The sequence below is a fragment of the Bradyrhizobium sp. Ai1a-2 genome (assembly GCF_000426245.1).
Taxonomy (GTDB): domain Bacteria; phylum Pseudomonadota; class Alphaproteobacteria; order Rhizobiales; family Xanthobacteraceae; genus Bradyrhizobium.
This window is the reverse complement of sequence record NZ_AUEZ01000141.1, coordinates 1-9,548: the sequence shown is the minus strand read 5'-3', so window position 1 is coordinate 9,548 and position 9,548 is coordinate 1. Positions and strand designations below refer to the sequence as shown.

Sequence of the window (9,548 nt, the reverse complement as noted above, 5' to 3'; positions counted from 1 at the left end):
CAACAGCGCATCCTCCAGCGCTCGCTTGAGATGACCGTGCGCACTCTCGATCGAACCGTTCTCGTGGGCGATGCCCGCATTGTTGCGCGTTGGCGCCATACCATAGTGGCCCATCAGCGCGGCGTAGCGCTGTGTCAGATCCTCCCGCGCGTCGGTCGCCAGATTGCGGAACGCTGCCGACAGGCTGTCGCTGCGATGTTCGCGCGGCACGCCGCCGAGCACCCACAGCGCGTTCTGCAAGCCCTCGGCCAGGGCGACGAAGCTTTCGCCGCCGAGCACGACATGGGCATGCTCGAAGCCAGAGAACGCCAGCCGGACGTGATAGAGCCGGTGATCGAGCGGCTCACCCGCGATGGTAATGCCGAGCGCGCCCACGTCGGTGAAGTCGGACAGACCCAGGCGGCCAGGCTCGTGCTCCTGGCGGAAGATCACGTCCTGTTCGGGGCCGTTGAGTGCCCGCCAGGCATTGATGCGCCGCTCCAGCGTGCGTCGGATGTTGGCCTTGAGGCCAAGATGCCGTCGGCGCAGTTCGTCCAGCACGCCGATCACGCGGATGCCGGGCGCAGCCTTCAGGATCGGAACGATCTCGGCGTCCCAATACGGCGCGAGCGGATCGGACCGGCGCCGCCCCCTCGGCGCCTTCTTCTGCGATGGCGAACGCGCATCGCCCTCGATCCGATACGCACTCGCTTTCGAGAACCCCGCCTTGGCCGCGGCGGCCTCAGGGGACAATGTCAGTCGATAGTTCATGTACAGCCTCATCTGGTGGTCGGTGATGTGAAGGCCAGGCAAGGCGTCGATTCCCTCTTGTCGAGACGAATCAACAGCTTGCACCAGCCGCACCCGGCCGCCAGACGGGTCCGAAAAGCGCGACGCCGATGGGGACGGTCCTCCGGTCGGGCTACGCCCTCCCTTCGGTCCGTCCCCATCGGCGCAGTCTCATCCTGATTGCCGGAGTCTCACCCTGATCGCCGCCGCGCATGCCATCGTCAAGCTCCGAGATGGTCTTCTCTTTTATTTCTTCCAGATCATCAAATAGCGAAGCGTGCTCGTCACTATAAATCTCGCGCGCATCAGCCGCTCGCCGATAACTTGCTCCATATCTCGGATATGGATCGTTGAAAGCATAGCCCTTCCAAATGGCCGTGCCTGCTAAAACAAGCCCCAAGCCGAACAAATAGAAGGAGTTAAGATCAATAAGCCCGAGGGGGCTAGAACGGAGCGTTTCCAACGCCCTTTGAAACGCATGGTCGTCCCCCACAACGGCGGTCGCATCACGATAGTGCGCCGCGAACCCATGGAGCGCCACAAGAGCCATGATTGCGCTTACTGAAACAATTAATCCAACGACCTTGATTACGTAGTTGCGATGATTGATCCACCGCATCGGAAACAGTCCGATTGCAAACGATAGGACGACATTCACCAGCGATATGCCCATCGCCGTGCCAATTCCCCCGATCAATCCGAGGTCGGCACCCTTGGCAAAGAAGAACCCATTCAGAAGCGACTCAAATGCGACCAGGAGCACAGGCAATCCGGCAGTAGTCCACCGTCCTGCCGGATTTCGCGCTGCTCGTTTCAAGAGATGCCTAGCTTGAAAATCCTTCAGCTCCTCGCGATAAGCCATGAACGTCTCGCGAAGTGGACCTAGCTCCGCTTCGGCGCGATGATTGGCACTCCGTATCGACGAGAATATGCCGCTTCTTGCCTTTGACCTTCTTGCCCGCATCGTAGCCATGCGGGTCGTAAGGCCCCCTTTTTCGGCGCTTTTCACGCTCTGGCTGTCGATGATCGCGGCGGTGGGAGAGGCCTCGCGCCCGGCTCTTTCGCGGCATTCGACATAGAGAGCGTGATGGATGCGATCGAGAGTGCCGTCCCAGTTCCACAGATCGAAGTAATCGTGCAGGGTCGAGCGCGGCGGCAGGTCTTTCGGAATCGCCCGCCATTGGCAGCCTGTGCTCAGAATGTACATCAGCCCGTTGACGATCTCGCGCAAGTCTACTGTACGCTTGTTGCCGCCGCGCTTGGCCGATCGGCACATAGGTGATATCGGCCGCCCACACTTGATTCGGCCGGTCGATCACCATATGGCGCAAGAGATACGGGAAGATCTTGTGTCCCGGCGCCGGCTTTGTGGTTCTGGGCTTTGGTCCCAGCGCCGCGATGCCCATCTTGCGCATCAACCGCTGCACGCGCTTGCGATTGATGCGACAGTCGTGGCAGGCAAGCCTCGATCCCCAGCGCCTGGTCTTCATCGATGAGACCTGGATCAAGACCAGCATGGCCCCGTTGCGCGGGTGGGGACCGAAGGGCGAGCGGGTGCGAGGCTTTGCACCCCACGGCCATTGGCGGACGCTGACCTTTCTCGGCGCCTTGCGCTCCGACAGCCTCGTCGCTCCCTGCGTCTTCGACGGGCCGATCAACGGCGAATGCTTCCGAGCCTATGTCGAACAGCAACTCGTTCCAGTTCTTAAGCCTGGCGACATCGTGATCATGGATAATCTCGGCAGCCACAAGTCGGCTGCTCTGCGCCGTATTATCCGCAGGGCCGGCGCCAGGCTCTGGTATTTGCCGCCTTACTCACCCGACCTCAATCCGATCGAACAGACCTTCGCCAAGATCAAGCACTGGATGCGCATCGCCCAGAAGCGCACCGTCGACGACATTCGGGCGACACCTCGGCGACCTCATCACTTCGATCCAGCCTACCGAATGCAGCAACTACTTCGCCAACGCAGGATACGCTTCTATCAAAACGTGAAACGCTCTAGCGCAACGCCGATCCAAACACCCGCTGTCCGGCGGCGAGGTCCCTCGCGGGACGATGGACGAGATGAGTTCGCTTTGGGCTCTTGTACGATCGCGGCTCTGCGATCAGTACGCGAGTCAGTCAGATTGTTCCGTCTCGTTCTACTGATCCCATGCTGGGAGAGCCATACGGCTGATCCCGAAGAGAAGCGCGGCCCCGCGAACGGTACCAAACCCTACGACGCATCCAATCAACGCCCTTGACCAAACCCGGCCGAATAGAGAAGAAGAGCCTCCCTTCGCCAGCTTCCCAATCAGTCTCAATCATCTCACGACGAAGGGCTGCAATTGTTCCCAGGAGATTGCCGTGACCGACCGGACAAAGCCGAATCAAGACCTGCGTATCGCGCTGCTCGGCGCGCCCATCGACATGGGAGCCTCGCAGCGCGGCACCCTGATGGGACCTGCAGCGCTGCGTACCGCCGGCCTTGCGACATTGCTCGAGAGCCTCGACTTTGACGTCGTCGACTATGGCGACCTCTCAGTCACGGAGATCGAGGACCTCACCGACAGGCCGCCTGCCAAGGCCAATCACTACCGGGAAATCCAGCGCTGGACGCGCGTGCTCAGCCACCGCGGCTACGAGATCGCGCAGACCGGCGCGCTCCCGATCTTTCTCGGCGGCGATCACACCCTCTCGATGGGCTCGGTCAACGCCATGGCTCGTCACTGGCGGGAACGCGGCCGCGAGCTGTTCGTGCTGTGGCTGGATGCGCATGCCGACTACAATACGCCGGAGACGACGATCACCGCGAACATGCATGGCATGTCGGCGGCGTTCCTGTGCGGCGAGCCCGGCCTCGACGGCCTCTTCGGCGAGGATCCGCGTGTCTCGCTCGATCCAGGTAGGCTCGATCTGTTCGGCACGCGTTCGATCGATCCCATCGAGAAGGATTTGATGCGCGCGCGCCGGCTCAGGGTTGCCGATATGCGAGAGATCGACGAGTTCGGCGTCGCGGTGTTGATCCGTCGCGTGATCGAGCGCGTCAAGGCGAGCGACGGCGTGCTCCATGTCAGCTTTGACGTCGACTTCCTCGACCCCTGCGTTGCGCCGGGTGTCGGCACCACGGTGCCGGGCGGGGCGACCTATCGGGAGGCGCATCTGATCATGGAGCTTTTGCACGATAGCGGTCTGGTGCGGTCGGTCGATATCGTCGAGCTCAATCCGTTCCTCGACGAACGCGGGCGCACCGCCCGCACCGTCGTCGAGCTGATCGGGAGCCTGTTCGGACAGCAGATCACCGACTAGCCCACGCCGAGCAACGCGATCGCGCCGGGCGAATGAGGCACCGCCGTAGAGCGAGGACTGCCGACGCCTCTATTGTTCGCAAAGCTTCCAAGGAGTGCTGTCGGCGACAAGCTCGCCAACACCATTGCCACATCACTCGTCAATGTCGGCGCGTACGAAATTCGTGAAGGGCAATGCCCACGCGTAGCCCGAACCGCGAAGTGACCAGCAACAAAACAGCGAGCCGCATCGAAGGTTCTGTGGGCAAGCAACGCCGTAAATGTGTTTCGGCGTGGGGTCTCGACCATGATCGGCGTAGGGGTCCCGTCATCTCAAATCAATGAAATCAACGGCCTGAAAGGGTCTCGACGACGCCGATGGGGGTCAATGTTCGATCAGCATTCACACGCTGGCCCACGCCGGCTGCCTTTCTGTTGCGGATGTCCGGCTTGAAGCTGCATCGCGCGGGTCTTGATGGCGACCAGTGCCGGGCGCGCCCACAGGTAATCCTCGCCCTTCGTCAACAAATGCCAGCAAAGCACGGTGAGCTTCCGGGCCACGGCCACCGCGGCGATCTGATGGCCGCGCCGGGCGCGGATGCGCACGAAAAACGCATGCAGTGGACCGAGCGCCTTGGCCGCTGCCCAGGCCGCCTCGACCAGCATGGCGCGCACGTGACTGCGGCCGAACTTGCTGATGCGGCCGTGATGGGCGGCACCTAGTCCGGACTGCCGCACCCGCGGGTTCAGCCCGAAATAGCTCACCAGCTTCTGCGGGCTGTTGAACCGGCTGATGTCGCCGATCGCCGCCATGATGCCGGCGGCGACCGCCAAGTTGACGCCAGTGATCGTCATCAATCTGTTGACCGCGGAATCGTCGATGGCGTCCTGCGCGATCTCGCGGTCGAGCAGGGCCAGATCTTCCGCCAGCCCGTCAAGCTCGCGGACGTGCCGATCGATCGCCGCGCGCTCATCGTCCGGCAACGGTTGAGCGGCCAACCACGCCCGGCCGCGGAAGTTGAAAAGATCGGCAAGCGGGCACTTCGGGATCAGGTGCGCGTGCAGGATCGAATGCACCTCGTTCTTGAGCCGCGTGCGATGCCGCACGACCTGGTAGCGCCGCGCCACCAGCCGACGCTTGCGTTCGGTCTCCGCGTCAGGCGTCCAGATCTGCGGCAGGTACCCGGCCGCCTGCAGACTGGCGAGCGTGCCGGCATCGATCTTGTCGGTCTTGACGTGAGCCTGGGCGATCGCCTTCACCTGCAGCGGATTGGCGATAATCACCCGTGCCACGAACGGCGCCAGAACCCGCGACACCGCCATGCTGTTGGCGGTCGCTTCGACCACCACCACCTCATCACTGGCCAGCAGGGTCTTGCCAAATCCCTCCAACGCAGTCCGCGTCATATCAATGCGGCCCGCATGTCGGAGCCTGCCGTCCTCCCAAACCACCACCTCCCCGAAAGTTCGGTGGACGTCGATGCTAATCACCCGTCGCATTCGCACCTCCTGCCAATCAGACCACATGACGGGAGCTGCGGGCGACACGACAACTACGGATTCGCGCTCTCAGCGCAACCGGGCGAGTCGCAGAGGCGGCCAGCTACTAACTCGAGCTCGCGGCTCATCGTATGCATCGGCCTGCCCGCACCTTCGTGCTCCCGGTGCCTCTGTCCCGATGGTCGCACCATACGCTACGATCTTGAATATCGCAGCGGAACATCGGCACCGAGACAATCTCATACCGGTTACCAACATGTTACCAACCCCATCGAAAGCGTGTTCGCGACCGTGCGGCACAGAACCGTGCTGACGAAAGGATCGCTGTCGGCAACGACCGCCAGGCTGATGGTGTTCAAGCTGGTTATCGCCGCATCAAAAACCTGGCGGCGGCTCAAAGGCACAAATCAGTTGCCGAAGATCATCGCAGGTGTCAGATTCAACGACGGCATCGAGGTCATCCAAATGCCGGCAACCCACGCCGCCTGATCACCTCGTCACCCAAAATTCTGCATAGCTCGGGCGCCGACGCCGTCGCTCTAAGCGCTTTCCAGCACATGGTCTTTGATCGGAATGGAAACGACGCAGCCGACTTCCTGTTCCTGCCCGTGAATGATGCCAGTGCTACGGATCCTGATTGCCGCGGCACTCATTGGTCGCTGCTGCTCGTTGATCGACGCGAGCGGGCGCGGCCGGTCGCCTATCACTACGATTCGATGGCGACCACCAACAGCGCCATTGCAGAACAGCTCGCAGTAAGGCTGGGCGCTCACCTGCAGCCAGCCCGCATTCCTCGGCAGCAGAACTGTTTCGATTGCGGCATCTTTGTGTTGGCCGGGACGTGGGAGCTGGTTGGACGATTGGCCCAAGGAGAGCGACCGGAGTACGAGCCGCTGCACCTCGACAACCTCGTCGCCGATCGGCAGGCGCTCCAGGACCGACTAAGGGGCCCCCCGCTGATCTGAGGCCGGCCAAACGTGGTGGCTCCGGCCCCTGCCACACCCTCGATGCCACGGGACAGGATATGCACGATCCGGATGCGCCGGCCCCTCGATCTTTGTCTGGCTTTTCACAGCCGCGTACGAAAGAAGACATCTCGCGCCGTGGCGCATGGCAAGCTGTTTCAAAGCGTAATCAGGCGGTTCAATGCGTGGGGAGCGCTGGCATGCTCATTGCTCTCGCAGCCGGCAACAACGGCGCTGGCTACTCCCCTTCTGGTGCGCGAGGAATAGTGCAATATGAGCTTGGTAAGATCATTGGAAAGCGCGGAAGTTGATGCCTTCTATACGTTCAATGAGGGGCGTCTTGCATCCGTCACGCGCGAATTCACCGAGTGTTTCTCAGGACGCGTGCTGTATGCGGTGAAGGCGAATCCGTTGCCCAAAATTCTTCACGCGATCTCTCGCGCCGGAGTGGCCGGATTCGACGTGGCGTCGCTGGCCGAAGCCCACCTTGTCCATTCCACTATTCCCCGGGCCCGTTCATGGTTCATGAATCCCGTGAAATCTCGTCGCGATATCGAACGGACGTTCCGGGATCTGGGGGTTCGCGACTATGTCATCGATTGCGAAGCCGAATTGCGGAAGCTCCTTGAGGTCCTGCCGTCGCATGATCCGGAAATACGAATCTACGTCCGGTTCAAGTGTGGTGGGACGTGCGCCACCTTAGACTTAAACGGCAAGTTTGGTGTCTCGCCCGCCGAAGCGAGCCGTCTGCTGGATCTCGTCAACGCACAATCGCGCTGGACCACGGGCTTGTCCTTTCACCCAGGTTCCCAAACGATCGTTGTCGATCCCTATCTGCATGGCATTCGGGCGGCCGTCGACATTATAGAAGCTGTTTCTCCGGCTCCCACAGCGCTCGATATTGGTGGCGGCTTTCCCGGCCATTATCTGAACGTCCCCTATAACTCTCCCTTGAGCATGCTCTCCGACATCACGAAACTTGTGCGCGAAACAGATGCACTAAAGCGTGTTGAACTCTTGTGTGAGCCCGGACGAGCACTGGTTCATGATAGCATCTCTTTGTTTTGCCGTGTGATCTTAAGAAAAGACGGGGCGCTCTACTGCGGCGCGGGCATCTACAGCGGCCTCTCACCTGCCCGACAATATTTTCTGCTCCCCGCCCGCGCTTGGCGTGGGGGACGGCCGATGCAGACTGAGGAGTGGCAGGACTTCGTCATCTTTGGTCCAACTTGCGACGGCATGGACAGGCTCGGATTTTCGTATTCACTGCCACGCGATTTGCACGAAGGCGATTGGATTGAATTCCAGAATGTGGGCGCCTATACGCAAATGGCGAGATTCAACGGGTTTTCGGTCGATAAGATCGTGGCTGTAGGGCAGGATGAACTTACCATGTTGCCCGCCGCCAGTCAGTAGTAGTTCATGAACATACCCGCCTGGCCCGTTTCGAGATAGGGACTGAAGCAGACGACCGGCTTCCGTTCGGATTGGTCGCCGGAACCACCATGGAGTCGCTGATGCACATGGCGAAGTTTCGCCAGGGCCCCTTGATCTTGTGCGCATCCGGCATGTCGGCGACGCTGCCGGGGAAGTCGTTGGGCGGATTCTTTCCGTTCTGCCACCAGAACGTCGCCCAGGTCCAATTCGCGATTTCCTTCGTGGTGATGTGCATTGTGACCAGAACCTGGAAGTCGCCGGCCTGCACCGCTGCCGTCCCAGCGAGCTTTGACAACGTATTGATCGTCGCGGCCTCGGCTGCGTCAATCTGCACGTAGTAGAACGCGTTTAGCGGCACGATCTCGGCCTGGATCTGATTGCCGTTGCAGTTGATCGATGCCGTTCCCGTCTGACTATTGGTCGGGTCGACGGCGACGCATGTCTTCCACGTATCCGGCGTCGGTTGCGTCGGATCGCTGCTGTCGGCCGCGCCGTTCGAGACCGGTGGTTTTGACCGTAAGCGTAGCTCTGCGACCCTTTTGATTGGCGCTTGACGCCTATTTTGATCGCAGCTTGCGCGGGCGTGGCTTCCAGAGCGCGGACAATGCGTTGACGGCGGCCTCGATCGCCTTCCGGTCGATGACGTTGGGATCGAACTGTTCGGGTCCCCAGAGACGCATATTTTCATGTTCTGGATGAGTAGCGTCGCCGATGGCTTCGAGGTAGTCGGCATACCCGGGCGCACCTCCAACATCCTCTGGAGGGCAGCGGCCAGCGGCCTCGAGCAAGAGGGGGAGCCCCTCTGTCGTGGTGTTGTCGAACCATTTTTCGAGCTTGATCACATGATCCCAGCTGTCGGTCTCGCGAACGATATCGCAGAGCCGCGCCTTGCGGGCGTCGATGGGCTGGGGACTAAAATCGCCATCGGGATCAGGGATGCCCTAACGTCCTTCGCCAGCCAGGAACTCGAAGAGATGGCTGTTGGTCCAGCCGAACGCCCGCCTGAAGCGTCAGATGCAGCCTATCAAGGCGTAGCGTGAGCGGCACGACAAGACATCGCATCACCTCCGGTTTCACGTCCTTAAGTGTCACCTTGATCCGGACCGCGGTCGTGTTCAGGCTCATGCTGCCAGCCTCGGATCGTGAGCATGCATCGTGTACGTCGACGCCCAGGGAAGCAGTTCGTCCAGCCGCGCCGCAGGCCAACCATTGACGAGCTTTGCGAGAACGTCAGCGAGCCAGCGCTCGGCATTGACGCCATTGAGCTTACAGGTCTCGATTAACGAAGCTAGTACTGCCCAACTCTCGGCGCCCTCGTCCGAAGGGGCTGCATAATGCAGGGATTCCGGGCAACGAAGTTCGAGTAACATATCCATTCCATCCTGACGCTGGCCGAGACCTGGTCGTGCTCGGCGAACAAATCCACGATGGTCATCGCCACTTCACGGTTCGCCGCGAGAACGGCCGTCTCCATCTTCTGCCGGCATGGATGACAGAGCCCGAATCAGCATCGGCTAAAATTGTAGCCGATCCGTTTCTCCCGGTGGACCGGCTTCTTGAGCTACGCACGTTCCTTGACGTCCTCGTAGCCTCGCGTTGGGAGGAATC

Annotated in this window: 9 protein-coding genes and 6 pseudogenes; 6 read left to right on the top strand and 9 right to left on the bottom strand. The window is 61.0% G+C overall.

From position 1 onward, the window contains the following. The 4 genes and pseudogenes from istA to K288_RS55265 form a co-directional block, all read right to left on the bottom strand. Nucleotides 1-762: IS21 family transposase (istA, locus tag K288_RS0141175; RefSeq protein ID WP_244443461.1), on the bottom strand; the 762-nt coding region annotated here is incomplete at its 3' end. A 139-nt stretch (nucleotides 763-901) separates the two neighbouring features. After that, entirely contained in the window at nucleotides 902-1,630 is a 729-nt protein-coding gene (locus K288_RS51555; RefSeq protein WP_152535942.1) for a hypothetical protein, read from the bottom strand. 52 nt (nucleotides 1,631-1,682) lie between these two features. Continuing rightward, nucleotides 1,683-2,029, bottom strand: a pseudogene (locus K288_RS48555) (IS5 family transposase); the annotation flags it as partial. A gap of 4 nt (nucleotides 2,030-2,033) precedes the next feature. Continuing rightward, nucleotides 2,034-2,210, bottom strand: a pseudogene (locus K288_RS55265) (IS3 family transposase); the annotation flags it as partial. Between the two features lie 4 nt (nucleotides 2,211-2,214). Between K288_RS55265 and K288_RS48550 the strand changes: the two are divergent. Both K288_RS48550 and rocF read left to right on the top strand, forming a co-directional pair. Continuing rightward, nucleotides 2,215-2,764, top strand: a pseudogene (locus K288_RS48550) (IS630 family transposase); the annotation flags it as partial. 354 nt (nucleotides 2,765-3,118) lie between these two features. Further along, on the top strand, nucleotides 3,119-4,060 hold the full coding sequence (rocF, locus tag K288_RS48545; RefSeq protein WP_051335030.1) for an arginase: 942 nt from the start codon (nucleotides 3,119-3,121) through the stop codon (nucleotides 4,058-4,060). A 374-nt stretch (nucleotides 4,061-4,434) separates the two neighbouring features. On the opposite strand, the gene K288_RS48540 is transcribed toward rocF, so the two are convergent. Next, on the bottom strand, nucleotides 4,435-5,538 hold the full coding sequence (locus K288_RS48540) for an IS110 family transposase (RefSeq protein ID WP_084800102.1): 1,104 nt from the start codon (nucleotides 5,536-5,538) through the stop codon (nucleotides 4,435-4,437). A 261-nt stretch (nucleotides 5,539-5,799) separates the two neighbouring features. Between K288_RS48540 and K288_RS0141150 the strand changes: the two are divergent. The 3 genes and pseudogenes from K288_RS0141150 to K288_RS48530 form a co-directional block, all read left to right on the top strand. Next, nucleotides 5,800-6,027: pseudogene (locus K288_RS0141150) on the top strand (IS256 family transposase); the annotation flags it as partial. A gap of 68 nt (nucleotides 6,028-6,095) precedes the next feature. Further along, complete coding sequence (locus K288_RS48535) at nucleotides 6,096-6,503, top strand: Ulp1 family isopeptidase (RefSeq protein WP_051335028.1); 408 nt, start codon at nucleotides 6,096-6,098, stop codon at nucleotides 6,501-6,503. 273 nt (nucleotides 6,504-6,776) lie between these two features. Next, complete coding sequence (locus K288_RS48530; protein ID WP_051335027.1) at nucleotides 6,777-7,919, top strand: alanine racemase; 1,143 nt, start codon at nucleotides 6,777-6,779, stop codon at nucleotides 7,917-7,919. Nucleotides 7,920-7,923: 4 nt separating this feature from the next. Here the strand turns inward: K288_RS48530 and K288_RS0141135 are convergent, their stop codons facing one another. The 4 genes and pseudogenes from K288_RS0141135 to K288_RS51550 form a co-directional block, all read right to left on the bottom strand. Continuing rightward, nucleotides 7,924-8,298, bottom strand: coding sequence for a hypothetical protein (locus K288_RS0141135; RefSeq protein WP_027584616.1), 375 nt, complete (start codon nucleotides 8,296-8,298; stop codon nucleotides 7,924-7,926). A gap of 199 nt (nucleotides 8,299-8,497) precedes the next feature. Beyond that, nucleotides 8,498-8,782, bottom strand: a complete 285-nt coding sequence (locus K288_RS55260) for a plasmid pRiA4b ORF-3 family protein (protein WP_027584615.1) — start codon at nucleotides 8,780-8,782, stop codon at nucleotides 8,498-8,500. A gap of 88 nt (nucleotides 8,783-8,870) precedes the next feature. After that, nucleotides 8,871-9,002: a plasmid pRiA4b ORF-3 family protein gene (locus K288_RS55255; RefSeq protein WP_244443460.1), complete on the bottom strand. Its 132-nt coding sequence runs from the start codon at nucleotides 9,000-9,002 to the stop codon at nucleotides 8,871-8,873. A 59-nt stretch (nucleotides 9,003-9,061) separates the two neighbouring features. After that, nucleotides 9,062-9,259, bottom strand: a pseudogene (locus tag K288_RS51550) (transposase domain-containing protein); the annotation flags it as partial. 86 nt (nucleotides 9,260-9,345) lie between these two features. Here K288_RS51550 and K288_RS55250 point away from each other — a divergent pair. After that, nucleotides 9,346-9,548: pseudogene (locus K288_RS55250) on the top strand (hypothetical protein); the annotation flags it as partial.

Bases quoted from the DNA above. Each gene is read 5' to 3' on its own strand.
- K288_RS51555 (WP_152535942.1), bottom strand. From the start codon at position 1,630: ATGGCTTATCGCGAGGAGCTGAAGGATTTTCAAGCTAGGCATCTCTTG.
- K288_RS48540 (WP_084800102.1), bottom strand. From the start codon at position 5,538: ATGCGACGGGTGATTAGCATCGACGTCCACCGAACTTTCGGGGAGGTG.
- K288_RS48535 (WP_051335028.1), top strand. From the start codon at position 6,096: ATGGTCTTTGATCGGAATGGAAACGACGCAGCCGACTTCCTGTTCCTG.
- K288_RS48530 (WP_051335027.1), top strand. From the start codon at position 6,777: ATGAGCTTGGTAAGATCATTGGAAAGCGCGGAAGTTGATGCCTTCTAT.
- K288_RS55255 (WP_244443460.1), bottom strand. From the start codon at position 9,002: ATGCGATGTCTTGTCGTGCCGCTCACGCTACGCCTTGATAGGCTGCAT.